This is a genomic window from Herbiconiux sp. 320_LB, from assembly GCF_059691755.1.
Map to the genome: position 1 here is coordinate 633,014 of NZ_JCAWAD010000001.1, position 25,851 is coordinate 658,864.

Annotated in this window: 18 protein-coding genes; 2 read left to right on the forward strand and 16 right to left on the reverse strand. The window is 72.2% G+C overall.

Annotated features, from left to right (window positions below; all coding sequences use genetic code 11):
• Positions 1-76 precede the first annotated feature (76 nt).
• The 11 genes from AC59HU_RS02905 to AC59HU_RS02955 all read right to left on the reverse strand — a co-directional run bounded on the left by AC59HU_RS02905 (position 77) and on the right by AC59HU_RS02955 (position 16,016).
• On the reverse strand, positions 77-955 hold the full coding sequence (locus tag AC59HU_RS02905; protein WP_497221825.1) for a sortase: 879 nt from the start codon (positions 953-955) through the stop codon (positions 77-79).
• Between the two features lie 164 nt (positions 956-1,119).
• Positions 1,120-1,926, reverse strand: coding sequence for a hypothetical protein (locus AC59HU_RS02910; RefSeq protein WP_497221826.1), 807 nt, complete (start codon positions 1,924-1,926; stop codon positions 1,120-1,122).
• Positions 1,923-3,020 carry a hypothetical protein gene (locus tag AC59HU_RS02915; protein ID WP_497221827.1) on the reverse strand — a complete coding sequence of 366 codons (1,098 nt, stop codon included), beginning with the start codon at positions 3,018-3,020 and terminating at the stop codon, positions 1,923-1,925. The genes AC59HU_RS02910 and AC59HU_RS02915 overlap by 4 nt, the downstream gene beginning before the upstream one ends.
• Positions 3,021-3,152: 132 nt before the next feature.
• Complete coding sequence (locus AC59HU_RS02920) at positions 3,153-4,214, reverse strand: hypothetical protein (protein ID WP_497221828.1); 1,062 nt, start codon at positions 4,212-4,214, stop codon at positions 3,153-3,155.
• Between the two features lie 28 nt (positions 4,215-4,242).
• Positions 4,243-5,343 carry a hypothetical protein gene (locus tag AC59HU_RS02925; protein ID WP_497221829.1) on the reverse strand — a complete coding sequence of 367 codons (1,101 nt, stop codon included), beginning with the start codon at positions 5,341-5,343 and terminating at the stop codon, positions 4,243-4,245.
• A gap of 112 nt (positions 5,344-5,455) precedes the next feature.
• Positions 5,456-8,032: a hypothetical protein gene (locus tag AC59HU_RS02930; protein WP_497221830.1), complete on the reverse strand. Its 2,577-nt coding sequence runs from the start codon at positions 8,030-8,032 to the stop codon at positions 5,456-5,458.
• Positions 8,033-8,196: 164 nt separating this feature from the next.
• A complete protein-coding gene (pstS, locus tag AC59HU_RS02935; protein WP_497221831.1) occupies positions 8,197-9,846 on the reverse strand; it encodes a phosphate ABC transporter substrate-binding protein PstS in 1,650 nt (549 codons plus the stop codon).
• Positions 9,843-11,321 carry a phosphate ABC transporter permease PstA gene (gene pstA / locus AC59HU_RS02940; RefSeq protein WP_497221832.1) on the reverse strand — a complete coding sequence of 493 codons (1,479 nt, stop codon included), beginning with the start codon at positions 11,319-11,321 and terminating at the stop codon, positions 9,843-9,845. Before pstA ends, pstS begins: the two co-directional genes overlap by 4 nt.
• A gap of 4 nt (positions 11,322-11,325) precedes the next feature.
• On the reverse strand, positions 11,326-12,462 hold the full coding sequence (gene pstC / locus AC59HU_RS02945) for a phosphate ABC transporter permease subunit PstC (protein WP_497221833.1): 1,137 nt from the start codon (positions 12,460-12,462) through the stop codon (positions 11,326-11,328).
• Positions 12,463-12,785: 323 nt separating this feature from the next.
• Positions 12,786-14,951 carry a serine/threonine-protein kinase gene (locus AC59HU_RS02950; protein ID WP_497221834.1) on the reverse strand — a complete coding sequence of 722 codons (2,166 nt, stop codon included), beginning with the start codon at positions 14,949-14,951 and terminating at the stop codon, positions 12,786-12,788.
• Positions 14,952-15,029: 78 nt separating this feature from the next.
• Entirely contained in the window at positions 15,030-16,016 is a 987-nt protein-coding gene (locus AC59HU_RS02955) for a lytic transglycosylase domain-containing protein (protein ID WP_497221835.1), read from the reverse strand.
• Positions 16,017-16,250: 234 nt separating this feature from the next.
• Between AC59HU_RS02955 and AC59HU_RS02960 the strand changes: the two genes are divergently transcribed.
• Positions 16,251-17,045, forward strand: coding sequence for an ABC transporter ATP-binding protein (locus AC59HU_RS02960; RefSeq protein ID WP_497221836.1), 795 nt, complete (start codon positions 16,251-16,253; stop codon positions 17,043-17,045).
• A gap of 103 nt (positions 17,046-17,148) precedes the next feature.
• On the opposite strand, the gene AC59HU_RS02965 is transcribed toward AC59HU_RS02960, so the two are convergent.
• Complete coding sequence (locus AC59HU_RS02965) at positions 17,149-18,021, reverse strand: oxygenase MpaB family protein (protein WP_497221837.1); 873 nt, start codon at positions 18,019-18,021, stop codon at positions 17,149-17,151.
• Between the two features lie 61 nt (positions 18,022-18,082).
• Between AC59HU_RS02965 and AC59HU_RS02970 the strand changes: the two genes are divergently transcribed.
• Positions 18,083-19,423: an FAD-dependent oxidoreductase gene (locus AC59HU_RS02970; protein WP_497221838.1), complete on the forward strand. Its 1,341-nt coding sequence runs from the start codon at positions 18,083-18,085 to the stop codon at positions 19,421-19,423.
• A 242-nt stretch (positions 19,424-19,665) separates the two neighbouring features.
• Here AC59HU_RS02970 and AC59HU_RS02975 read toward each other — a convergent pair whose 3' ends face one another.
• From AC59HU_RS02975 to mftD, 4 genes are all read right to left on the reverse strand, one after another.
• Entirely contained in the window at positions 19,666-21,699 is a 2,034-nt protein-coding gene (locus AC59HU_RS02975) for a cellulase family glycosylhydrolase (protein WP_497221839.1), read from the reverse strand.
• A 318-nt stretch (positions 21,700-22,017) separates the two neighbouring features.
• Positions 22,018-23,445: a mycofactocin biosynthesis glycosyltransferase MftF gene (mftF, locus tag AC59HU_RS02980; RefSeq protein WP_497221840.1), complete on the reverse strand. Its 1,428-nt coding sequence runs from the start codon at positions 23,443-23,445 to the stop codon at positions 22,018-22,020.
• The gene (mftE, locus tag AC59HU_RS02985) at positions 23,442-24,452 is read right to left on the reverse strand and encodes a mycofactocin biosynthesis peptidyl-dipeptidase MftE (protein ID WP_497221841.1); all 1,011 of its coding nucleotides are present in this window, start codon (positions 24,450-24,452) and stop codon (positions 23,442-23,444) included. The genes mftF and mftE overlap by 4 nt, the downstream gene beginning before the upstream one ends.
• 20 nt (positions 24,453-24,472) lie before the next feature.
• Complete coding sequence (gene mftD, locus AC59HU_RS02990; protein ID WP_497221842.1) at positions 24,473-25,822, reverse strand: pre-mycofactocin synthase MftD; 1,350 nt, start codon at positions 25,820-25,822, stop codon at positions 24,473-24,475.
• Positions 25,823-25,851 lie beyond the last annotated feature (29 nt).

Here is a 25,851-nt window from a genome sequence, read left to right on the forward strand (position 1 = left end):
GCGCGTGCGATCGGGGCGGTACGTGCGACCGGGGCGGCACGTGCGGCGGGATGGGTCGACGGATGCGCGGGTCGCATCACAGGAGGTTGGGGAGCAGGCGGGTGACCTGGTCGGCAACCAGGAGCCCGGCGAGGAACATCACGGGCGCGAACACGACCCACATCTTCTGCGCGCCGATGCGCCGGTACGACCACACGGCGGCGAACTCGGCGACGACGAAGAACTGCAGGGCGAAGATCAGCGCCCAGACGGTCGTCGTGTCGGTGGCCAGCGACTTGTCCTGCGGCGGCAGCGTCGTGTAGGTCGTCTGGCGCGCGCCGGCCGGTTCGGCGTCGCCGATCAGCTGGGCGTCGACCCGAGCGACCCCCGTGGGCATGAACCACGGACCGCGCGCGGTCTCGAGCACCAGGCGGCTCTCACCGGCACCGGGGCTGAGCGGCGTGGGGTCGCCCGCGTAGCGCACGCCGATCACCTCGAAGGTCTGCACGCCCTGACCGGTGAGCACCGTGAAGGTGTCGCCGGGCGAGAGCTCCTGGATGCGGCTGAACGGTCCGCCGTACCCGGCCGCCCGGCCCATCACCGTGCTCATCCCCTGCTGGCCGGGCAGCACCGAGTCGCGGCGGTGTCCGGGGCCGGCGCGGAGATCGCTCGAGGAGGTGCCCTCCACGATGACCTCCTTCACGCCGATCGACGGGATCTCAATGATGGCGACGGGTGCGCCGTCGGGCAGCAGCGTGTCGTCGAAGGCGCCCTCGCTCACCGGCGCGGTGCCGGCCGCGAGCTGGGCGCGGTAGGCATCCGTCAGCTGCTGCTGCGAGACGAAGTGCTGCAGGTGACTCAGCACCATCAGGTTCACCACGAAGGCGAACAGCAGCGCCGCCACGATCGTGAGGAAGGAGCGCAGTAGCACCTGGGTCGGGCTGAGCGGCGCGAGCGGCTGCAGCGATCGGGGCATCCGCTTCGGCATGCGCGGCGGTTTCGGCGGCGGCGGCGGGGACAGCAGGGGCGGCCCAGCGAGCGGCCCAGTCGGCCCGGTCGGCCCAGTCGGCCCAGGCGGCGCGGGCGGCACGCCGGGCCCGGCTGCCGCGGCGCCCGCTGCCGGTGAATCGAGGGTCGAGGTCACGCGGTGGCCTCCACGAGCTGCGGTTCGGTCGCGTAACGCAGGATGCGGCGGACCGCGTAGGCGACGGCGCCGAGCCCCGCGAGGATCAGCAGGAACCACGGCGGCAGGAACACCGCGGTCTCGCGGGTCATCGGCTCGAGGTCGGTGCCGGCCACGGAATCCGGGGGCGTGAGGGTGACGTGCGCGCTGCCGAAGGTCCACTGCCCGGTGCCGCCGAGGGTCGCATCGACCGTGGTCGACTCGTTGGGCTTGAGACCGGTGATCTGCACCGGGTCGATCGAGCTGATCTCGCCGCCGAACACGTTCGTGAGCCAGAACCGCGCTTTCGCGTCGATGACCTCGGTCGAGACGTTGCGCACGGTGAAGTGCACCTCGAGGTCTCCGGAGAGCGGATTGATCGACGGCTGGTACGTCGAGCCGAGACCCCCGACGTAGAGAACGCCACCGAGGCTGTACTCGTCGTCGCCCGGCTTCGGCGGATTCGTGTCGCTGGTCACGACGACCGCGCCGGTGTCGGTGGAGCGGGTCGTGGTGGTGGACGGGGACGATTTGCCGCCCGAGCCCAACCCCCCGCCGGCGCCGCTGCCGGTGCTGCTGTTCGTCGTGGTCGGAGCCGGCGTCGAGGGCGCGGTCACCTGCACCGTGATGTTGGTGTCGTCATCCGCGGCCGAGGCGGAGCCCGCCCCGCCGAAGACCGCCAGAAGGGCGACGACGACGGCGACGGCGCCGGATGCGGCCCCGGCCCCGGCTCCGGCTCCGGCTCCGTGCGAACGCGAGCGACGGGCCTGCCGCGATGCCGTCATCGTGTCTCACCCGAGGCGACGGGCGCCTTCGTGTCGACCTCGTCGCGGGCGCGGCGGCGCGCCTCGGCCTCGGTGTACGCGATCCAGTCGCGGGCCGTCTTCTCGTCACGGATGCGGCGGAGCCGGAAGAACAGGAACACACCGGCCGCGATCGCGACGAGCACCAAGAGCAGCCACGGCACCGCGAACGTGACCGTGTCGCGGTTCACCTGGGCGAGCGGTCCGGGGTTGAGCGCGTCGTCGGACACGGTCGGCTGCAGCTGCACGTACGGATTGAGGTAGCCCAGCTGCGGGGTGCCGTTCACCGTCATCGTGATGGTGCGGGTGCTGCCCGGCAGCATCTCGCTGAGCTCGTCGCGGCTCTGCGATCCGGCGCCGATGCCGAAGTAGGTGTTGACGCCGGCCACCATGTGGGCGCCGAGCGCCACGTTGCCGTCGTTCTTGACGGTGAAGGTGATCGTGGTGTGCCCGTCGAAGGGGTTCACATCCCCCTGGTAGTCGGCGGCGATGCTGGAGATCGTGAGCCGCGGTTGCAGATCACCGGGCACGCGCACGTAGAGGCGGGTGGCGACGCGTCGGTCGACCAGGATCTGGCCCTCGGCGCTGGTGACCGAGATGACGATGCCGGCGGCGTGGTCGCCGGGCGCGGCGTCGGCGGGGACGTCGACGGTGAAGGGCACCACCTGCGTGGCTCCCGGGTCGAGCGGGATCTCGAGCGACTTGGCTCCCCCGGCGAACGTGACCCAGTTGCCCGCATCGACAGCGGGAGCGTCGGTGTCGAGCAGACCGTAGGAGCCGTCCTCAGTGTTGTAGGCATCCGTCGCGAACACTTTCATGGTCTGCGGCGTCGTGCCGGTGTTGCGGACCATGTAGTTGTCGGTGAGCTGCTGACCGGGTGCGGCCTGGTAGGTGAACCGACTCCGTCCGTCGGTCTCGGTCTCGGTCGACGGAGCACCGGAGATGCCGTCCGTGTCATCGGCTCGGGCGGGCCCCGCAGCGGCCAGGACGGTCAGGCCGCCGGCGAGCACCAGGGCGACCAGGAGGGCTGCGACGAGTCGTCCCAGCGATCGGATCGGAGTCGGGATCAGAAGCACAGTTGATTCATCCAGGGTGAGATGGCCTACGAGCGGCTTGAAAGGGAAGGAGGAGTGAACGGAACCCATCAGCCGATGGGACCGCGCACCCGAAAAGGGGGCCGCGATCTCTCGCGACCCCCGATCCGTGGACTACTTCGAAGCGAGCGTTAGCGTGAGCTTCGAGGTGTAGGTACCGGCCGGCATGTTCGCCGGAGCGACGAACGTCAGGTCGGCGTTGAACTTCGCGGTGCCCGAGGCGGCGGTGTTGCCCGCCTGAGCGAACACCGACGGGTACGTCGCCGAACCGGCGACCTGGCTCGCACCGAGGGTGACGGCGGCGTTCGGCTCGACCAGCTTCGGCGCGAGGCCGAGCTGCTTCTCGTCGATGATCTTCGTCGAGTCGGCCGAGTTGGTGAAGTCGGTGACCTTGGTGGTCAGCGTCCAACCCGGGTGGGTGACGACCCGCTGGTCCTGCACCGAGAACTCACCGAGCGCGCCGGTCGAGGTCGACAGGTTGTTGACCAGGGTCGCGTTGCCGATGGTGGCGGTGCCGGAGGCCGGTGCGACCAGGTTCAGCGTTCCGTCGACCGCAGCCACGGTGGTCGCCTGGAGGTTGACGTCGGTCTCGCTGGTGGTCGGAGTGGTCGGCGTCGTGCTGCCGCCGTCCGGCGTCGCGAACTTCCACTTACCGCCGGGCTGCACGGTGATGTACGTGTAGTACACGCCGCCGCTGGAGATGGCGAGGTTGTTCGTCTTCATGAAGGCGAAGCCCACCGAGAAGTTGCCACCGGCGCGAACCGTGGACAGGTTGCCCAGGATCTGCGACTCGAGCGAGATCTGCGGGTAGATCATGTCCTTCGTGCCCTGCTTGAACAGGCTGTCGGCCCACGCGGTCCACTGGGCCGGGTTGTTCTCCGAACCGCGCGGCGAGATGAAGGTCCGCACGGTCTCCGAGTCGGAGGTGCCGGGGAAGACGTCCTCGACCTTGGCCGGGTCGCCGCTGGTGAGGCCGATGACCGCGTAGTTGAAGGCGAGCTCGGTGCCCGCGGGGACGACGGAACCGTCGTTGGCGTCACCGACGAAGAGCGGACCCTTCGATCCGACCGTGGAGACGGGCTCGTCGGCGGCCTGTGCGCTGAGCGCGGTGCCGGCGACGAGGGCTGCGGCGATGAAGCCGACAGCAGCCACACGAGTGGCGTTCTTACGGAACATTTCTGTCATGCCTTTCGAGATGGGTTTCTCAGAGCGACGCGAAGGCGCGAAGCACGGTGGTGTTGGACGGGGCGAGGAAACCGAACTTGCGCTTCACGGCACCGGCCGTGGACGAGAAGGTTCCGGTGTTGGTCAGGCTGAGGGCCTTGGTGGGGTCGAGCAGGTCGGCCAGCGCGGCGTCGTACTTGGCTCCGGACGAGTTGAGGCGAGCCCACTCGACGACGAGGTAGGTGTCGCGACCGAAGGGCGCGGCGTTGTAGAAGGTGGCGTTCGGGACGAGCGAGGTGCCGGTCCCGGTGAACGCCGCCACGCCGTTGGGCGAACCGAGCTTGACGCTGGTGCCGGCGATGGTATTGATGCCGGTGACGCCGTTGGACTGCGCGACCCAGCTGGCCGCCGAGAACGGGATGATCTCGTCGGTGCCGAGCACCTTGGCGTCGTTCTCCGCGGTGGTGTTCGCGGTGTCGGGAACGGTGGAGCCGAGGGTGGTCACACCGATGGCGCCGAGGAAGAAGGACCGCGTTCCCGAGGTGCTCTGCGGGATGCGGGGCTTCACGACCGTCGTGCCGATCGTGACGGGGGTGTTGGCCTCGTAGATCTGCTTGAGCTGCGCCGTGGTGAGGTTGGCGAGATCGGAGTTCGCGCTGTTGTACGCGTAGGCGACGGCGTCACGCGCGTAGGGGACGTAGGCGAGGAGTCCGGCCGAGTTGGCGTTGCTGCCCGGGCCGCTGGACGAACGGGCGATGTCGACCTGGCCGGTGATGACCTTGGCGGGCACGGCGGTGTTGCCGCTGTAGGCGGCACCGGTGATCGAGGCACGAAGCGCGGTCACTCCGGCGCCGGAGCCCGAGGGCCGACCGAAGTACTCGCCACCGTTCTTGGTCTGGATGGCGGGGGAACCGAACGCGTCGAAGGAACCGAGGGAGGTTCCGCCCGAGGTGATACGGATCGGGGCGCCACCGACGCTGGTGCCGTTGGTCAGCGCGTTGGTGGAGTCCTGCAGAGTGTCCGAACCGACGAGCACGTACCCGTTGGAGACGGGCTCGGCGTTCGCCGGTGCGGCCAGGCCGAGACCCGCGAGCGCGACGCCCACGGCAGCGCCGAGAGCGACTACTTTCTTGATCTTCACTTGGTGTTGTTCCTTTCGGGAGGGGTGACCGAGCCTCCGCGACGCGGCTGCTTCGACTTGGCGTCGTGGCGTCCGCTGCGGGTGCCAGGACGGAGTCCAAGATTGTGGGGCATCACAGACGTCTCCGGATGCGTGAGAGCATCGCGACCGCGACGGCTGCGACGAGCCCGGCGGCGATGCTGATGGGGACGGCCGCTGTGATGGCTCCGAGCTTGGCGTCGGCGGGAGTCGCCTTGCCGATCAGGTTGGTCACGGCGTTGCCGCTGGCCACCGGATCCGTCGGCTGCGACGCCGGCTGAGGAGCCGCAGCCGGAACCTGGGGCGACGCGACGGGGACCGTGCTGCTGGTGCCGCTGGTGGTCCCGGCCGGGCGGGGGCTGGGGGTCGGTGACGGGCTGGGGGCCGGGGTCGTCGGGGGCGGCCCGCCGGCGGCGATGGTCGCGGCCGCCACGAGCGCCTGATCGCGCCAGCCCGCCGGCAGCGGGGCGTAGCCCTCCGGGAGCATGCCCAGCGAGGTCCCCGGCTCCTGTCCGGAGGTCGCCGCGTAGTTGATGAAGTCGGCGTAGTCGGCCCGCACCGCCGCATCCGCCATCTTCGGGTTCACGGCGGCGTAGACGGGGAGGGTGAGGGGATACGCACCCTTCGCGCCCTTCGCCGCCTCTGAGGTCGAGTCGAGCGAGTACACCTGAGGTTGGGCCGGGTCCGCGGTCATCGCCGCGGCGGCCGCCGTGAGCGATTCGGCGTCGGGCGAGACGAATTCGCCGGCGGCGTTCCTCAGCTTCGCCGAGACCACCTGGTACTTCGCGGCGGCGGCGGTGTCGGTGATCCCGATCACGCGCTGGAGCCCGGCCAGGGAACGGGGGGTCTTGGTGTACTTCGCGGGGATCGCGATGGAGTCCCACGGGCCGAGCACCTGACCGTCGCCGCGCAACACCAGATAGGCGCTGGTCGTCAGGTCGTTCACGTAGGGACGCCAGGTCACGGAGTTCACCGGGACCGCCCCGCTGGTGGCGTCCTTCGGCTGCTCGCTGGGATCGCCCTTCGGGAAGTCCTCACGCGGGTAGGTCAGCGGCGCACCGGTCGGTGTCTGTCCGGCCTGGGTGTAAGCGCTCTCGTAGACCGCCGGGTCCGAAGAGCTGTACGGATTCACGACCATGCCCCAGGGGTCGGGCTTGCCGGCGAGGAAGTCGCGTGCGTCCTGGTCAGAGAGCACGTAGTTCCACACGGCCCAGGCCGAGTCCGAGCGTCCTTGAGGGGCCAGGAGATCGGCGATCGAGGGTGAGTTGATCGACTGGTACGCCCACTCCGGATCGTTGATCTGGAGGAAGTCGCGATCGTAGGTGATGTTGCGGGCGTTCGTGCCGAGGTGCGTCTTCGGCGCCCTGGTCGGCAGCGAATCGATGTACGAGCTCGTGAGGAGCTTGGCGACGAGGCGGGGGGTGAGGTTCATCGAGTCGAACGCGAGCCGGGCTCGGTCGGAGACATCCGCCGGGACCTCGCCGATCGCCGAGGGTTCGCGGTCGATCGAGAAGGCGATGGACACCCCGGTCAAGGCGATGGGTGCATAGGTCAGGTTGTCCTTGACGTCGGGCACGCTGAGGGCTCTGGAGGTGAGTGCCATCGGCTGCACCCCCGTGCCGTTCGCGGCCAGTGCCGCATCCGTCTCCGCCCCGGTGATCGTCGTGTAGGCGGCACCGTCGGCCGCGCCGCAGAGGCTCGGCTGCCAGGAGGAGATGGCCTCGCTGGAGAGCTCGCTGCCGGAGAGCTGCCGCTCGGCAGCACCGATCGTGCAGCGGACCCCGACGGGGAGGAAGTCGAGTCTCACCGCGAGCTTGTGCTGCCAGGCGTCGTAGAAGAGCCCGGAGTTGATGACGTGGTCCTCACCGGCGTCGGCCGTGCCCCGCGGGATGACGACGAGCCAGCACGAGGTGGCGCCGGTCACCGTGCCCGCGGTCTCGATCGGTGTGCCGCATCCGAGCCCGGGCGACTGGGCGGCCGTCTGCACCTCGAACTTCACCGAGCCCGCGCCGTTCGACCCGGAGCCGGCCCAGGAGATCTCGTTGCTGGTCAGTCGCGTGAAGAACTGGTTCGTGTTCACGTCGACCGTCTCGATCTTCTTGCCGTCGACGACGGAGGCGACGGTCGCGCCGGTCTTCGACTTGAAGGGGATCGACGTGTAGGTCTGGTCGAAAGGACCGGTGGCGGCGGCCGTGTACGGCTGGTCCTTCGCGTTGACGTTCTTCGGATCGGCGATCGAGGCGTCGCGTCGGGCGCCCGGGGTGTTGAAGGCGCCGTACTGGCAGGTGGTGCGGTCCGGCTGATCCTTGTTCTCCGGGTCGTCACCCCAGCACTGCATGATCTGCAGGAAGTTCGCGCCTCCGGTCTGGCCGTCGGGCACCTGCGACTTGATCCCGCCCGTCCAATCGATCTGGATGCCCTGTGCGAGCAGGTCGCGCGTCTGCGAGACGGACACCTTGAGGTCTGGCATCGGCGCGGAACCCGTCGTGTCCTGGACGGCCGCGGTCACGGTCACGGCACTGGAGTCCACGGCCTGAGCGGAGGTGACGGGGATCGCGATCCCGGACACCGTGAGCACGGCGCCGACGACCACTCCGACTCCGACCCCGGAGGCGAGGGAGACCAACCACGAACGTCGTCGGGCGCGACGATGGCGGGCGGTACGAGACACGGGTGACTCCAAGCTGAAATCCAGAGGATTCATGGGAACGACGCAAAATTATGGGCGTCTGATGTCGGTGGGATGAACGGCGGAGGAAGGAGACTTCCCTCGGAGATTTCGCGCTGGCATCGGGCGATCCGTCAGGGGATCCCGTGCCCCGCGAAGGGGTCACATCAGACGTCGCGGCCGCTGCTCTTGAGACGTCGTGAGGCCAACGGCGGCACGATGATCGCTGCGAGCAACAACAGCCCGGCCGCCACCATCAGCCATTGGGTGGCACCCATGCCGGGGTCGCCCAGCGTGAACGGACTGGACACCGCGGCGCCGGCGATCGCCGACCCTCCACTGACCAGCGCCCCGTTCTCGTCGTAGACCGGCGTGGTGCCGGCGGCAGCCGCACCCGCTCCGGCGGCGGCCACGGCATCGGTCGACCCCGCAGCCCCGCCCGAACCCGCGTCGCCGGTGCCTGAGGACCCACCGGCCGCGTCGGAGGACGACCCGCCCGAGCCCGAGCCGGTGACCGGGGTCTCGTCGACCGCACCCGCGGTTCCGGTGACGCACTGGTTGGGTCCCTGCTTGTCGCAGTCGGCGGGCAGTGGAGCGGTCGCGGCCAGCGCGTTGCTCGACGGGTCGTCGCCGGGTTTGAAGGTGGGGTTGTTGCAGTTGGCGGTGTCGACACCGTTCCCGCCGGATCCGGGGATGCGTTTGATCTGGTCGGAACCGGCCAGCACCAGGTTCATCGGGAGGGGCGAGTACCCGAGGGTGTCGGCCTGCTGTTGGCCTTCGCAGAGCATGTACCGGGCGAAGGAGGCCAGCGAGTTGCCCTTCTGCTCGGTGAAGATGCCGGCGACCTGGGTGGGAACGATCATGTACGAGTAGCTCGAGAGGGGGTACGACCGGGGATCGCCGCTGTTGTAGACACCTTCGAGCTGCTGGGTGAGGTCCGGCGCGATCGTCGCCTGCATCAGTGCCACCGCCACCGAGGTGGCCTTGGGCTCGATGTAGTACCCGGAGTTGTTGAGCACCTTCGCGACCGGGAAGCCGGAGTTCTTGGCGTAGGAGTACTCGACGTAGGTGATCGCACCCTCGCCGTAGCCCTGCGCGACGTAGCCCGAGACGCCGAGCGAACCGTTCTGCGCCTTCATCGTCGGGCCCACGGGGTACTGCGACCGCAAGCCCGTGCAGTTGCAGTAGGCGCTCCACAGTGCCGGGTACTGCTTCGACATCCACAGGCTGAACTGCGCGGAGGATCCGGAGCCGTCGGATCGCACGACGGGGACGATGCCCTGGTTCGGCATGGCGAGGCCGGGGTTGTCGGCCTGGATGGCCGGATCGCTCCAGTTGGTGATCCCCCCGGTGAAGATCTTGGTGATGACCTCGCCGGAGAGGCGCAGGTTGGTGACGCGCTTGCCACCGATCTTCAGGTTGTACATGAAGGCGGTTCCGCCCGCGACGATCGGCATGTAGGCGAAGCCGGTCTTGGGCACCTCGGGCGGGGAGTTGTCCTCCGGCTTGTCCTGGAACGGGATCTCGCTGACGGCGAAGTCCACCGCGCCGTTCAGGAAGTCCTGACGACCCGCCGACGATCCCACCCCGGAGTAGTTGATCGTCATGCCGTAGTTGTTGGCGACGTTCTTGCGCCACTGGTCGAGCGCGTTCTGCGACCAGGTCGAACCGGTGCCGCTGATCGGGAGGTAGGTGTCCGCCTGCGCGGGCGCGGCGACGCCCGTCCCGGCGGCGACCAGCGTCACCAGGGTGGCGGCGAACAGGGCGAGTGCGGCGCGGGCACGGAATGCGCGGCGGGCACGGGGTTTTGGCGTCACGGGGACGTCTCCTCGGGGTCGGAGGGGGTGGGAGGGGTGGGGGCGGTCGGGGTGGCCGACGAGGGTGCGGGCGGCTCGATCAGTTCGTCGAGCTGCACGAGCTCCACGTTCGGATCGTGGTTCGAGGTGAAGGGGTCGACGGGCGCGGCCGAGGGCGGCGGCGGGGCGAGCGGCGCGACGGTCGTGACGACCGGCACGTAGCTGCCGGCGGCCACGCGGTCCTCGAGCACCGTGATCCGCTGCAGGTCGCGCATCGACTCGGCGCGGGCCGCGCGGCGGGCGCGGTCGGAGAGCTCGCCGGGCCCCTTTCCGCCGATCAGACGGGCGATGATGAACAGGCCGAGCACGAGCAGGATGAGCACCGCCGCCGTGCCGAAACCGCGGGCCACCATGGTGGGCTCGGGCGAGCGCACGAAGTCGAAGACCTGCAGCGGCAGCGAGATCATCGGCCCCGAGAACGGGTTCACGTTCATCACCGAGGTGATGCCCGAGGTCAGCAGCACCGGCGAGGTCTCGCCGATGCCGCGCGCGGTGCCGAGGATGATCGCGGTGACGAGCCCGGAACGCGCGGTCGGCAGCACCACGTGCCAGACCGTGCGCCAGCGGGTCGTCCCGAGCGCGTAGCTGGCCTCGCGCAGGTTCTGGGGAACCAGGCGGAGCACGACATCCGACGCCCGGATCACGATCGGCAGCATCATCACCGTGATCGCCAGGGCCGCCGCGAAACCGGAGCGCTGATGGGTGAACAGCTGGATGATCGCGGCGTAGACGAACAGGCCCGCGACGATCGAGGGCAACGCGGTCATCGCATCCGCGATCGTGCGCACGAACCGGGCGAACCGGCCGCCGACCTCGTTGAGGAAGACCGCGGTGGTGAGCCCGAGCGGGATCGTGATGGCCAGCGCGATCGAGATCTGGATGAGCGTGCCGACGATGGCGTGCAGGATGCCGCCCGAGGTCAGCGGGTCGAGCGGGCCGGTGAGCGCCATCGTCTCGGTGAAGAAGTTGAGGAAGGGCAGCGCCTCGGAGCCGCGCGCGAGCGTGTAGACCACGATGAAGACCAGGCCGCCGAACAGTACCGTGCCGGCGCTCGCCATGAGCACGGTGGCGAGGCGGTCCTTCACCTCCTGGAAGTCCGAGCGCAGCGACACCAGCAGCAGGTAGAACCCGATGAACGCGACGTAGGCCACGATCACCCAGCCGATGACGCCGGTGAGCGGGCCGATCCAGCCGAACAGCAGCGTGGCCAGCGAGATGCCGCCCGCGGCGGCGCCGATCACGTTGAACTTCTCGTCGAGGGTCGCGGTGCGGACACCGCGGCGGGGGCCGACGGGGGTGTCGTCCTTGACGGGGAGGCGGGTGGGGGCGGGCTCCGGGTCGCGGTCGAAGGCGTCGTCGAGGTCGTGGTCGCGGTCGAGTTCGTCCTCGTCCAGCCCCACCCCGGGCGCGGCGGGATTCTCGTACGTCGTGGTCATGCGGTCACAGGCTCTCTGCGCCGGAGCGCGACTTCGCCACGATCGACGAGGCGGTGAAGTTGATGACCAGGGTGATCAGGAAGAGCACGAGCCCGGCCGCCATCAGCGCCGACAGCCCGAACTCGCTCGCCTCGCCGTAGCGCAGCGCGATCAGCGCCGAGACCGAGTTCGTTCCGGTCTTCAGCACCTCCCAGTTGATGACGAAGACCGGCGAGATGATCATGTAGACCGCGATCGTCTCCCCCAGGGCGCGGCCGAGGCCGAGCATCGTGCCGCCGATGATGCCGCCGCGGCCGAACGGCAGCACCACGGTGCGGATCATGCCCCAGCGCGTCGAGCCGAGCGCGAACGCTCCCTCGCGCTCGCCGATCGGGGCCTGCGAGAAGGCCTCGCGCATCACCGAGGCCTGGGTCGGCACGACCATGAGCCCCACCACGATGCCGGCGATGAACGCCGAAGAGGTGAAGGCGCTGGCCTCGGTGAGCCGCGCGCCGTCCTCGCCGGTCACCGCGAAGATCGGGATCCAGCCGAGGTAGGTGGAGATCCACTCGGAGACGGGGATGACGGCGGACTGCAGGAAGAAGACGCCCCAGAGCCCGAAGACGATGCTGGGCACGGCGGCCATCAGGTCGACCAGGGAGACCAGGAAGGAGCGGAGCCGCCCGCGCACGATCTCGGAGAGCAGCAGCGCGGTGCCGACCGCGAGGGGGAAGCCGACGCAGAGCGCGATGATCGCGATCGTGACCGTGCCGAAGAGCACGGCCGCGATGCCGAAGGTCTGGGTCTCGGGCGACCACTGCTGCTCGAACAGGAAGCCGATCCCGGCGACCTGGAGCGCCGAGCCCGCGCGGATGGACAGGAACAGTCCCACCGCGAGCATGATGCCGACGGTCGTGGCGCCCGCCACGTAGGCCACCGTCTGGAAGACGGTGTCGGAGGTCGAACGGCGCGATGCCAAAGAGCGTTTCCGCGGCCGATCGGCCGCGCCCCCCTCGAGGTCGCCGTCCGACCTCCCCGCGCCGCCAGCACCGGCGACGCGTCCACGGTCGTCCGGGCCCTGCTCGATCGGAGCGAGGACCTCGGTGCGCTCGTTCTCGACGACGACGTCGTCGATCGTCTGAAAGACGTCACTGCCTGTCACGAGCCACCAACCATGCCGCCGATGCTCCGGTCGCCGGATGAACGGCGGGCGTCTCGCGGCTGAAGGAGGTGTTGACGCGGTATGGAGAGAAGCGTCGGGTGGGGCGTGTTCATGGGTTCACCAGGGGTTTCACCCTCGTTCGAGGGGCAGGGGCAGGGGCGCGGACGCGCGGGTTACGCCTCGAGGCGAGATCGGGCGATGCGTGAGTGCGCTCCTCCCCCACCTCGCCGAGAAGTCACTTTTACGTCCAAGGCGCGGGATTTGGACGTGAAGGTGACTTCTCGGTGGGGCCAGGCGTGTGGGCGGGGCGGGAGCGGGGGGGCTCAGCGGGCGGGAGGGGTGGGCACGGGGGTCGCGGGGGCGGTGGTGGGCGGCGCGGTCGGCACGCCGGTGGCGGTCGGCACCGGGACGCCGCCGGATCGGGGCGCCGAAACGACCACCGTCACCGTGCTGCCGAGCGGGAGCACGGCGGAGGCGGCCGGCGTCGTGGTCAGCACCACGCCGGCGGGCCCCACATCCTCTCGGTTCGTCAGCGCCACCTCGAAGCCCGCGCCGCGGAGCGCGGTCGTGGCATCGCCGGCGGTGGCGCCGGCCACGGTCGGCACGAGGTTCGAGCCGGACGCGACGACCAGGTCGACCGTCGCACCCGGGGCGAGGGCGGTTCCGGCGGCCGGGACGCTGCGCAGCACGGTTCCGGCTGCGGCGGGCGCGTTCTCGGGTGTGACCGCGCCCAGGGCGAGTCCGGCCGCGGCGAGGGCGGCGGTGGCCGCCTCGCGCGAGGTCGATGCGGTGGGCGGCACCGTGGCCGCGACCGGCTCCGGGAGGGGTGCGGCGGCCGGCGCGATCGTGGGCGGGGCCGAGGGGGTGGAGGGGGCGGATGCGGTGGGGCCCGGTGTCGAGCCGGTGTCGGTCGCCGGCGGCGGGGAAATCGCGAAGGTCGACGAGGAGGAGCCGCCCATGGCCAGCGACCAGGCGACGACGGCGACCACGGCCACCGCGCCGACCACTCCCCAGAGGGCGACGCTGCCGCGGGTGCCGAGCCGGGCCCCGACTCCGCGCGCCGTCGGGTCGGCGGGTCCGGAAGATCCGGGCCGTCCGGCCCATGCGGTCGGCCCGGTCGGTCCGGCCCATCCGGCCGCTGCGGTCGGTCCGGTCGGTCCGGTCGGTCCGGTCGGTCCCGCGGCCCAGCCGCGGGACGGGCCGGCGGAGCCCGGTGATCTCCACCCGGGCGCGGATCCGTCGGGCCGGAAGGACGAGGTTGATGCCGCCGTGGCGGCGCCGGATGCCGCGGAGGCCGCGCTGGTCGCGGTCGCGGTGGTCGCGGCCGCAGTAGCCGCGGCACGACGGGCGGCCGGCGTCGACCTCACCGGGCGCAGGACGACGGTCCGATCGTCGGACCGGGCCGATCCCGAGGCGGCGGATGCCGGAAGCACCATCGTTCGGTCGCCGGCCCGCGCGGCACCGGTCGAGGCCGTCCCCGGGTGCGGGGCCGCCCGGTCGTCCGGGCCGAAGGCCGCGAGCGCTGCGAGTTCCGCACGCACTGCCGTCTGCATCTCGGCGGCGCTGGTGTGGCGGAGGGCGGGGTCTTTCAGGAGGGCCTTCACGATCATCCGGTCGACCGCGCGCGGCAGGCCGGGGCGCGCGACCGACGGCACCGGAGGGGGCGCCTGGAGGTGGGCGAGCATGACGGCTCGAGGGGATTCCCGCACGAACGGCGGGCGCCCCACGAGTGCGAAGTAGAGCACCGCGCCGAGCTGGTAGAGGTCGCCGCGCTCGTCGACGGGCTCGCCGCGGGCGTGCTCGGGCGAGACGTAGTTCACGTTGCCGACCACCTTCGCCCCCGCCGGCCGCGGCCCATCGGCCCCGTGGGGCGTAACGGTACCGCGGGATCCACCCGCGTAGCCGGACGCCGGGGGCTCGGTACGGAGGAGGTCGGCGCCGGTCGCGGCGCGGCCCGCCGCATCCGCGAGTCCGAAGTCGACCAGACGCACGCCCGACGGCCGCAGCACCCCACGCGGGTCGCGCGCGAGCATGATGTTCGCCGGGGTGACGTCCCGGTGGATCAACCCGGACTCGTGCGCGTACCGCAGCGCCGAGAGCACCCCGTCGGCCACGGCGAGCGCCTCCCCCACGCTCAGCCGCCCCAGCCGCTCGACCTCCTCGGCGAGGCTGACGCCGGGCGCGTGCTCGAGGGCGATCCACGCGCGCGGGTCGTCGCCATCCGGATCGTGCACCCCGACCCCGAGCACCTCGACGATGTTCGGGTGGTGCAGCCGTTCGGCCGCGAGCGCCTCGGCGAAGAAGGCCTCGCGCGCCTCGGGCGATCCCGAGAGGTGCGGATGCAGGATCTTCAGCGCCACCGGCCGGGTCGCGCCGGCCGCATCCGCGGAGACGTCGACCGCGGCGAAGACCGAGGCCGAACCGCCCGTGCCGAGCAGCTCGCCGAGGCGGTACCGGCCCGAGATGAGGCCGTCCGGGGTCTCAGGCATCCGCATCCGCCGTCGTCGTGCCGGATGCGCGCCGCCGGGTGCCTACCGGGCCGGCCGCTGCGACAGGCACCGCGCCGGTCACTGGGGCACCGGCACGGCCGCCGCCTGCGCCGCGTAGAGGTTGGCCTTCTCGGCGACCGAGTCGACGTAGCTGTCGAGGTGGTTGTAGGCGAAGACGGCCGTGCGCCAGGTGCCCGGATCGGCGAGCGAGCCGTAGTGACAGATGTAGCGGCCCGCCGCGAGGGCGGCGTCGTCGATCTGCTGGGGGTCGGCGCGGCCGTCGCCGTCGGCGTCGGCTCCCCAGGTGGCCCAGGTCTGCGGGATGAACTGCAGCGGACCGACGGCGCGATCCCACACGGGGTCGCCGTCGAGGCGTCCGCCGTCGGAGTCGGTGATGCCCGCGTAGGCGCCGCCGTCGAGCTGCGGACCGAAGATGCCGGGGCGCGTCACACCGTCAGCACCGACGGCGGAGCCGCCGTGCGTGCCGTGGCCCGACTCGATCCAGCCCAGCGCCGCCAGGGTGTTCCAGCCGAGGCCGCACGCGGGCTGCTCGGCCTGCAGTCGGAGCGCGGCGGCGGCGTACGCGGTCAGCGCCCGGCCCGGGATGCCCGTGGCCTGCGCCACCGACTCGGCCCACGACGCCGACACGAGGGCGGATGCGGCGCCGCCGCCGGCGGCCGTGCGTGCGCTGGCCGCGCCGGATGCGGGTGCGGATGCGCTGCCTGCCGGCGCGAGGGCGCCAGGCGAAAGCGTGGAGGAGGAGCTTGCGGGGCCGCCGATCGAGCCGCCGTTGGCGGAGTATGCGTCGGCATCGCCACCGAGGGCGGATGCCCCACCACCGACAGTGGATGCACCGCCATCAACGGCGGATGACCCACCTCCGACGTCGGGTCCGGTGCCCGAGTGCACGTCGGCGCCCGACCCGATCCCCCCGGCGACGCCGTAGGGGACGGCAGCGGCCACCCGCTCCGGCTCGACGGCGCTGCCGATTGCGCCTACCGCGAAGCAGACGGCGGCAACGGCGAGTCCTCCGACGAGGAGGGCCGGGCCGACGCGCGCAGTCATGCCCGCACGATGACCGGGCGAGATGAAGGCGAAGCATCCGGCGCATGAAGGAGCGGTGGCCTCCGGGCGCCGAGGCCCCCCACCTCGGCCCGCACCCACCTGACTCGGCCGCGCGCCCACCCGACCCAGCACCGCGCATCCGCCGGGGCGAGGGCGGGCCGGCCAGCGCCGAACAAGCCCGGCGCCGCGCCCGCCCTGCACCGAGCACCCTCCACCAGCCGGGAGAATAGGACGATGACGACCGTTCTCGAGCTGCGCGACGTGAGCTTCGTGCGGGGCGGCCGCCGCATCCTCGACGCGGTCGATCTCGAGGTGCGCGCCGGCGAGCACTGGGCGCTGATCGGGCCGAACGGGGCGGGCAAGAGCACGATCCTCAGCCTGTGCGGAGCGGTGCAGCACCCGACCGGCGGAGTCGTGACGGTGCTAGGGCAGCGGATCGGCCGGGTCGAGCTGCAGCAGCTGCGGCGGTCGATCGGGCACGTGAATCCGCGGCATCCGCTGGGGTCGGCGCTGTCGATCCGCGAGGTTGTGCTGACCGGGCTCACCGGCACAATCGAACTCGTCCCGCGGTGGCAGCCGACACCGGCCGAGCTCGACCGGGCCGACGGGTTCATCGAGCTGCTCGGGCTCGGCGACAAATCCGGTGAGCGGTGGACGACGCTGTCGCAGGGTGAGCGCGGTCGCACGCTGATCGCGCGGGCGCTGATGACGGATCCCGAGCTGCTGCTGCTCGACGAGCCGTCGACCGGGCTCGACGTGGCCGCGCGTGAGCAGCTGCTCGACACGCTCGACGTCGTGCGGCGGGCGCACCCGGATCTGGCGTCGGTGCTGGTCACGCACCACCTCGAGGAGCTCCCGAGCACCACCACCCACGCCGCCCTCATCGCCGCCGGGCGTCTGACGGCCGTGGGCCCGGCGACCACGGTGCTCACGACGGCGAACGTCACGGCCTGCTTCGCGCACCCGATCGAGATCGAGCACCGCCACGGGCGCTGGTCGGCCCGCTCCCGTCCCCCGTCGCGCGCCTAGGCGAACCGCACCACCGGCGCCGAGAAGTCACGTTCACGTCCAAAATCGCTGGTTTGGACGTAGAAGTGACTTCTCGACGATGGTGAGAGCTTCTGGGCGAGCGCTACGCGCGGGAGCGACGGAGGCGGGCCAGATAGTGACGCTGGGGCCAGTGACGGATGCGTGGGGGCACCCGGCGATAGACCGCCGCGATCGCGTCGAGCAGGCGGTCGAAGCGGCGCTGACGCACGACGCTCCAGGTGAAGCCGAACTGCGCGCGCACCGCATCCGGAAGCAGGGCGACCGTCGCGAACCGGGCCAGCGGCATCCCGAGCCGGATCGGCAGCGGCGCCTTCTCGGCCTTCAGCAGCGCGGCGGCCACCCCGCGGATCGTGTCGTCCACGCGCAGGCGGGCGACGGTCTCGTTCCAGTAACTCCGGAACGCCGCCCGGTCGGCCGGCCACAGCTCGGCGGGCATCTGCAGCGCGGTACCGAGGACGGCGTACTCCCGGTAGACCCGCTCGGCCACGTCGTCGTCGATCGGCCCGAAGACGCGCTCGTACACCTGAACCGCCGTGTCGTACAGCGTCGCCGCCACCCACAGCTGCAGCGCGGGGTCGAAGGCGTCGTACTGCGGGTCGGCGCCCCGATTCGCATGCTCATGCCCGTGGCCGCGCTCGTCCGCGATTTCAGGTACGGGCGCAAGATCCCGGGCACGCCCCTCCCGACTCGCCGCCCGCCCGCGCGGCGGGTTGCTCACGGGCCCGTGGGCCCGGTTGACGAGACGTCGCACGGCCGCGACGTCGTCGGGCGTGCCGTTCGAGAGGGCGTAGATGTAGGTGAGGGTGCCGTGGAGCCGATCCATCGGGCGGTTCGCGAAGTCGCTGTGGCGGGCCACGCCGTACCCGACCGCCGGATGCGCGATCTGCAGCAGGATCGCCCGCCCCGCACCCGCGAGCAGGATGCTCTCCGGCGCGATCCCGGCCAACGTCACCATCCCGCGACGGTATCACCGCCGCCTGCGCGCGCCCGGTGCGGCGGCACCGTACGCTCGGAGGGTGGATGACGTGGTGTGGGATGTCGTGGTCGTGGGCGCCGGACCCGCCGGCTCGAGCGCCGCCCGCGCCGCCGCCGAGGCCGGAGCCTCCGTGCTGCTGCTCGACCGCGCGGCCTTCCCGCGCTACAAGACCTGCGGCGGAGGCCTGCTCGGCGAATCGCTCGCCCTGATCCCCCCGATCGCCGCCGCGACGATCGAGTCGCGGGTGCGCGAGACCGTGGTCACCGACCGCTTCCGCGCGCGCCTGACCCTCCGCGAGCGCACCCCGTACCTCGCCATGGTGCGTCGGCTCGAGTTCGACGACGCCCTGGCACAGGCGGCTCGGGATGCGGGGGCCGAGTTCCGCGACGACGTGACCGTGCGCGAGATCCTCCGCCCCACCACCTCCCCCGCCGCTCCCCCGACGTCGACCCCGGATGCGCCGACCGAGCCGGATGCGCCGGCTCAGCCGGGTGAGGTGGCCGGGCCCGGCACGGCGACCGGGGCCCACACCGTGACCCAGCCGGGTGAGGCGACCGGGCCCCACACCGCAACCCAGCCGGGCGAGGGGGCCGGGCCCGACGTGTCGACCGGGACGGATTCGACGGAGGACGGGATCGTGTCGATCCGGACGAACCGCGGCACGCTCCGCGCCCGGGTCGTGATCGGGGCCGACGGCACCGGCGGGCGGGTCGGGCGGTACGTCGGCGTCACGGCCGGAGGCATCGACCTCGGACTCGAGGACGAGATCGCGATGCCCGCCGACGCGGGCCGCTGGCGCGACCGGGTGCTGCTCGACTGGGGTGGCGCATCCGGAAGCTACGCCTGGGTCTTCCCCAAGCAGGGCTCGCTGACGGTGGGCGTGATCCAGCGCAAGGGCTCCCCGGACGAGACCCGCGAGTACCTCGCCGCGTGGCGACGGCACCTGGGGCTCGCCGACGCCGAGACCCTGCACTCGTCGGGGCACCTCACGCAGTGGCGGGCATCCGGATCGCCGCTTCGACGCGGCACGGTGCTCGTGGCCGGCGATGCCGCCGGACTGCTCGAACCGTGGACCCGCGAGGGCATCTCGTTCGCCCTGCGCTCGGGCCTCTGGGCAGGGCGAGCCGCGGCCGCACACCTCGGCGGCGACACCCGAGCCCTCAGCGGCTACACCGACCGGGTCGAACGCGAGCTCGGGGCCGAGCAGCGGGTCGGCGCCGTGCTCCTCGCGGCGTTCGAGCGCCGGCGCGGGCTCGTGCACCTGCTGCTCAGAACCCCCGTCGGCGCGCGCTTCTTCGTGCGCTTCTGCCGCGGCGACACCACCCTCACCCGCCTCGCGCGCCACCCCGTGGTCATGCGCCTGGCCCGCGCCCTCGGCTGACCCGGCTTCCCCGACCTGTCCCGGAGCCCGAGCCCGCATCCCGAATGCCCTCGACCCGGCACTTGTTGCAGCCATGGCGCCCGTTTAGCGACCACGAGTGACGGATCGACGACAGGTGGGCGGGGTGAATCCACTCGACCCGGCACCTGTCGCCGCTTAGCGACCACGAGTGACGGATGGGCGACCGGCGGGGCTCCGGGCGCCGGACCCGCGAGGGCGCAACGCTCGCAGGCGGGCAGCGCTCAGCGCGACTCGAGGGTGAGGGCGGGGCGGTTGGGGGTGGCCGTCGAGACGACCTGGAGGCCGACCGTGACCGACTGGCCCGAGGCCACCGGCGTCGCCCACTGCGACCCCGTGCAGGTGACCGTGCGGGAGGCCACCTGGCAGTCCATGCCCCACGCGTTCACGACCGAGGTCGCCCCCGCATCCGGCCACGAGATGCGCCAGCCGGTGCTCGAGCCGGTGTTCGTCACGACGACCTGGGCGATGTACCCGGTGTCCCACTGGCTCTGCGCGGTCCAGGTCGCGGACAGCGCGCCCGTGCCGCCCGATGAGCTGGACGACGGCGACGGCGAACCCTGCGTCGGGGCTCCGGGCCCGGATGTCGGCGCCCCGGTGGACGGCGAGGGCGAACCCGTCGACGGCGCGGAGGGCGACGACGGAGCGGACGGCGACGACGGCGCCTGCGACGGCCCGGGCGGCCCCGGCCGCGCGGTCCCCGGGATCGGCGACACCGGGGTCAACCACGGTGCCGCCGGCGTCTTCGTCGGGGTCGGCGCTGGCGTGGTGCCGGGCGCCGGCGTCTGCACCGGCACCGTCGTCCCGGGCCCGATCAGCGGAGCCAGCGCCGCCAGCTTCTCCGCCTGCGGCGTGACCCAGTCGTCCTTCACGAGGCCGCCCGTGTCACCGCTGTTCGGGTTGAACGACCAGTACGCGAAACTGATGCCGGTGGTCTTGAGATACGAGACCATCGTCTCGAACCAGGCCCGGTCGCTCGCTGTCTCGAGCTTCGACCCGAACTCCCCCACCAGCACCGGCGCGATGTTCTCGGTGGCGAGGTAGCCCCAATTGCCTGTCCAGACCGAGGGCAGGTTGGCCGGGTAGTCGGATGCCGAGAACCACTTCTGCGCGTAGATCGACGCCGGGTAGTCGTGAGGTGAATAGACGACCTGGCCCGGTACATCCAGCTCGACCGGCGTCGAACCGGCATCGGCGAGCCCGCCGCCCCACCATGTCGACGATCCGTCGCTCTGCTTCTCGACGCCCTCGACGACGATCAGCAGCTTCGGGTTGACGGCCTGCACGGCGTCTCCGGCCCGGGTCGCGGCGGCCTGCCAGTCGCGGGCGGGATCGCCGCAGCCCCAGCAGGCCTGGCCGTGCGGCTCGTTGTGCAGGTCGAAGCCGATCACGGTCGGCTCGGCGAGGTAGCGGCGCGCGAGCATCGACCAGTCGGCGATCCAGGTCTCTTCACTGAACCGCGAGGTGTACCAGAGCTCGGACTGGGCCCCCGAGTCTGGCCGGTGCCGGTCGAGGATGACGTTGAGCCCGTAGGCCTTCGCCCGCTCGATCACGCGATCCATCAGCTCGAGCGGACTCAGGCTCACCAGCGTCGGGTTGACCCCGGCGTTGATCGAGTTGCTGGAGGCGGCGGCGAGGCACTCGCTGGAGAACGGCAGGCGGATCGTGTTGAACCCCATCGACGCGATCTGCGCGAGCCCGGCGTCGAGGCTGATCGACCAGAGGCCGTGCGGGGCGCAGTTGCTCGTCTCCATACCGAACCAGGCGACTCCCTTGATCACGTAGGGCGTGCCGTCGGCCTTCTCGAGCGTGGACCCGTCGGCGTGCAGCCAGCCGGCCAGCGACGCGGATGCGGCGGAGCCGGGCGCGGTCGCCGCGAGCTCACCGGCGGTCGCAGCCGGGCCGATCGGCACGTCCGACGCGGATCCCCCGTACTTGCCGTCCCTGCCGGCGACGCCGCCGGTGCCGCTCCCGTCCGAGCCGCCCGTACCCGCGCCTGCGCCAGGACCGGTGCCCGAGCCCGTGCCCGTGCCACCCGGCGTCCCAGGAGCGGCGGTGCCGGTGTGCGCCACCCCCGAGCCGGCGGACACCCCAGCAGAAGTCGGAGCGGATGTCGCGACGGCGACCCCGGTCGCGCCAACGGTCGACCCCACAGCCAACGAGCTCACCCCGGCGGTCGTGATGACGCCCGCGATCAGGGCGGCAGCCGTCGCGGCTGCTCCCCACCATCGCGCCCTGCGCCTGGTCGTCGGGCCCACGGTCGTCCTCCCCCGGTTCCGTCTTGTCCAGACCATACCAGCGCCCGCCGACACCCGCCCCGCCCCCGGGGCCCCCGAGCGCCCCCGGCTGGCCGCGAGCGCCCCCGACCCTCCCCGAGCGCCCCCGACTGCCGGCGAAGACCCCCGAATGCCCGCGATCCGTCACTTATTGTCGCTAAAGCCGCCACATAGCGGCAACAAGTGACGGATCGCGGGCAGTGTGGGGCAGCCCGGGCAGGAGCTGGCAGGGAAGGGCAAGCACGGCACGGCAGGGGGCAGCCCGAGCAAGGGCAGGGGCACCGAAGGGCGAGCGCGGCGCTAGCGGCGCCGGCGGCGCACGTCGGGCAGCAGCGCCCGCCACGACCGCCCGCGCACCGCACTCACCCAGACCCCCGCCCCGTAGGCGAGGTCGTCGAGCCGCCGCGCCACCGAGAAGCGCAGCGGATCCAGCCGCGCCCGCGTCCGCACCTGCTCGATCGCCACATCCACCAGGTGCGCCACGAGCACCGCCCGCCGCAGCCGCGCCGAGAACAGACAGCCGACCAGCACCGCCGGCCACCAGTGCCGCAGCAGCAGCGCGGTCGCCTGCACGAGCGACGCGACGAGACCGTTCGCGGTGAGCCCGGCCGCATCCCGGATCGGGCGCGCGCTCCGCGCCAGCTTCTTCGACAGCCGCCACGCAGTGAACCCCGAGATCACCAGCGCGACCGGCACCGACCACCGCCGCTGCGCGACGAGCGCCACGACGACCGCCGCGCTCCACGGCGCGAGCACCGCGGGCGCGATGTCGTACGGATGCCGCACCGCCAGCGGGTGCGCCCCCGTGCCGTAGAAGGCCTTCCGCGCCAGCCACGCACCGGTCGTCGTGCGGTGCTCGTGCCGGATGGTGACGGCCGGCTCGTACCGCACCCGCAGCCCGCGGTCGGCGAGGTTCCAGACCAGATCGACGTCCTCGCCCACCCGCATCCCGGGCGTGAACCCGTCGCCGAGCAGCGCCACCCGCCCCACCAGGAAGGTGCTCGACACCCACGACACCGTCGCGCGCTGCCGCACGATCGCCGGCTCCTCGCCCAGGTCGAGCGACGAGCGCGCATCCTCGTACCGCCCGATCCAGTTCGCGCCCCGACCGTCATCGGGCTCCAGACCCTGCACCCGGGGCGCGACCAGCGCGACCCGCGGATCCGCGAAATGCCTGATCAGCAGAGCCACCGCGCCCGGATCCGCCACCACGTCCGAGTCGACGAAGGCCACGAACTCGGTGGTCACGGCGCGGAGCCCGGCGTTCCGGGCCTCGGCGGGCCCCACGTTCTGCTCCAGCGACAGGAAGCGCGCCCCGTGCGCCTCGACGACGGCCCGCTGCCGGTCGACCTCGCGCGAGGCGTCGTCGACGACGATGACGGATGCGCCCGCGCCGAGCGCCCCCAGCAGTCGGTCCAGCGACACCGGTCGGTCGCGCACCGGGATCACGTAGGTGACCTCCGCCGGGTCGCCCTCGGGAAGGGTGCGGACGACCGGATCGGCGATCCCCGCCTCGAGCAGCCGGTCGGCGAGCGCCTGGGTCGACCGATCGCGCACCCGCAGCTCACGACCGTCGAACAGCGCGGCCGCCGCGGGTGTGAGGTACAGCACCCGGATCGGCGCACCCCCGATCAGCGTGCGCCCACCGTCGCGCACGCGGGTGCGCCGGTTCAGTCGCACGACGCTGCCGACCGGAACCCCCGGCCCGGCCCCGGCGCCCGCGCTCACGTCGTTGTTCCGCCGGCGGAACCGGGCTCGCGGGCGGAGCCTCGCTCGCCGACAGCACCGCGCTCACCAGCAGAACCGGCCTCCCCGGCGTGATGCGCACGACCCCCGACCCTGCCCAGCAGACCCCGCGCATCCGGCCGCGCACGGAGGACGCGGCGGAGCACCTCGGCGGTCAGCGACGCGAACAGCTCCTCGCCCTCGTCGGCCGTGGCTCCGGTCGGATCCCCGAGCACTCCCGACGGCGACACCGCCCCCACACCCGAGGCCGTCAGGATCGGCAGCAGTTCGCGCATCGGTCGGGTGTCGCCCGCCCCGGGCAGCGGCTGCCGCACCGAGCCCGGCCGCAGGAAGAGCATCAGCGAGGTCTCGAGGCGGCCGGCGTGCGCATCCAGGATCTCGGCCGGAGCACCGGCCGGCGCGCAGGGCACCCACGACACGTCGTGCCCCTCGTCGGTGAGCTGCGGCACCGCCGACACCAGCGTCGACATGTTGCCCCCGTGCCCGTTCACGATCACGATCCGGCCGGCCCAGGTCGACAGCGACCGGACAAGCTCGATCACGACCGCCCGCAGCGCCTCCTGCCCGATCGAGACGGTGCCGGCGAAGGACTGGTGCTCGCCGCTCGCGCCGAAGGCGAGCACGGGGGTGACGACGACACTCCGCCCCGCCGTGCGGAGACGTGCGGCGACGGCCGCGGCGGTCTCGGCCGCGATCACCGAGTCGGTGTCGAGCGGCAGGTGCGGCCCGTGCTGCTCGGTCGCGCCGACCGGCACGAGCACGAGCGGCCGCTCCGCGACCTCCGGCCACGCCATCCCGCCGAGCTCCGTCTCGGGCTTCGGGCCCGTCTCCGACCCCGCCACCCCAGGGGGCGCCGACTCCGGCCCCGCCCACGTCGACGCGCCGAGCTGCGGCTCCGACTCCGGCCCCGGCTCCGGCCGCGAGCCGGGCACCGCGATGCCCCGCGCACGCCCACCCCGCGCTCGCCCGTCCCGTCCGTCGTCGGCCACCACGTCAGGCTACCGCGTGTCTATGACGTCGCCTCGGCCTCCGCCTTGGCCAACGGCTTGGCCGAGGAGGCCCGCCGCGCGCCCTTGGGCGCCGTCGGCGTCGGAGCGCCCTCAGCGGCCTCCCCGCCGAGACCGCCGGAACCGCCGCCGCCGGACGCACCGCCCGCCGCCGCCCCGACCCCGCCCGAATCCTCGGCCCCGGCCCCGAGGGTCCGCTCGAACCCGGCCGGCACCACCAGGTCGTCCCGGCTCAGCTCGTGCACCGAGGCGTGCCCCGTGCCGAGCACCGCCGAGTCGAGCCCGCCGCGCAGGATGTCGAGCACGTTCTCCACGCCCGCCTGGCCGTTCGCCGCGAGCCCCCACAGGTACGCCCGGCCGATCATGACGGCCCGCGCGCCGAGCGCCACGGACTTGGCCACGTCGCCACCGCGCCGGATCCCGCCGTCGAGCACCACCTCGACCTGGTCGCCGACGGCCTCGACGACCGAGGGAAGCATCCTGATCGTCGCCGGAGTCGTGTCGAGGTTGTTGCCGCCGTGGTTCGAGACCGAGATCGCGGTGACCCCGGCATCCACCGCCCGGCGCGCGTCGTCGACCCGCGTCACGCCCTTGAGCATGAACGGCCCGCCCCACTCCTCCCGCAGCCAGGCGACGTCCTCCCAGGTGGGCGGCGGCGTCTGCATCCACTCGTAATAGGCCCCGAAGAAGGTCGGGGCGTCGCCGCCGGGCGGCTGCAGGTTCGGCGCGGTCAGGTCAGGCAGCTGCCCGGTGCGCGCGAACTGCCAGAGCCACTTCGGATGCGGCAGCACGTTGGGCGCGAAGGTCACCATCGTCTTCAGGTCGAGCTTCTCCGGGATCGACGGGCTGCCCCAGTCGCGCCCGTTCGAGAACGACCAGTCGAGCGTCGCGATCAGGCCCCGGGCGCCGGCCTTCCGCGCCCGGTCCATCCGCTGGATCATCTGGTCGCGCGTGCCGGTCCAGTACATCTGGAAGAAGGTGTCCGGGTTCGCGGCCACGACCTCCTCGACCGGCTTCGAGGCGAAGGAGGACAGCCCCATCGTGATGCCCCGGTTCGCGGCCGCGCGCGCCACCGCCACCTCGCCGTCGGGGTGCACGGCCTGCACGCCGGTCGGCGAGATCATCACCGGGAACGACAGCGGCAGCCCCATGATCGTCGTCGACAGGTCGCGCGCGGGCTTGTGCCCGGCGACGTGCGGCGCGAAGCCGAGTTCGCCGAAGGCACCGATGTTGTCGTCGATCGTGAGCCCGCGCTCCGATCCCGCGACGAGCGCTCCGTACACCGAGCTGGGCAACCGCTTCTTGGCCCGGCGCTGCGCCTCGGCCACGGTCTCGAACCATGCATTCGCCATCGAACTCTCACTCTCTCTGTCGTCGGGAG

Coding starts and splice junctions, on each gene's coding strand:
- AC59HU_RS02905 (WP_497221825.1), bottom strand. CDS start 955: ATGCCCCGATCGCTGCAGCCGCTCGCGCCGCTCAGCCCGACCCAGGTG.
- AC59HU_RS02910 (WP_497221826.1), bottom strand. CDS start 1,926: ATGACGGCATCGCGGCAGGCCCGTCGCTCGCGTTCGCACGGAGCCGGA.
- AC59HU_RS02920 (WP_497221828.1), bottom strand. CDS start 4,214: ATGTTCCGTAAGAACGCCACTCGTGTGGCTGCTGTCGGCTTCATCGCC.
- pstA (WP_497221832.1), bottom strand. CDS start 11,321: ATGACCACGACGTACGAGAATCCCGCCGCGCCCGGGGTGGGGCTGGAC.
- AC59HU_RS02950 (WP_497221834.1), bottom strand. CDS start 14,951: ATGCCTGAGACCCCGGACGGCCTCATCTCGGGCCGGTACCGCCTCGGC.
- AC59HU_RS02955 (WP_497221835.1), bottom strand. CDS start 16,016: ATGACTGCGCGCGTCGGCCCGGCCCTCCTCGTCGGAGGACTCGCCGTT.
- AC59HU_RS02960 (WP_497221836.1), top strand. CDS start 16,251: ATGACGACCGTTCTCGAGCTGCGCGACGTGAGCTTCGTGCGGGGCGGC.
- AC59HU_RS02965 (WP_497221837.1), bottom strand. CDS start 18,021: ATGGTGACGTTGGCCGGGATCGCGCCGGAGAGCATCCTGCTCGCGGGT.
- mftD (WP_497221842.1), bottom strand. CDS start 25,822: ATGGCGAATGCATGGTTCGAGACCGTGGCCGAGGCGCAGCGCCGGGCC.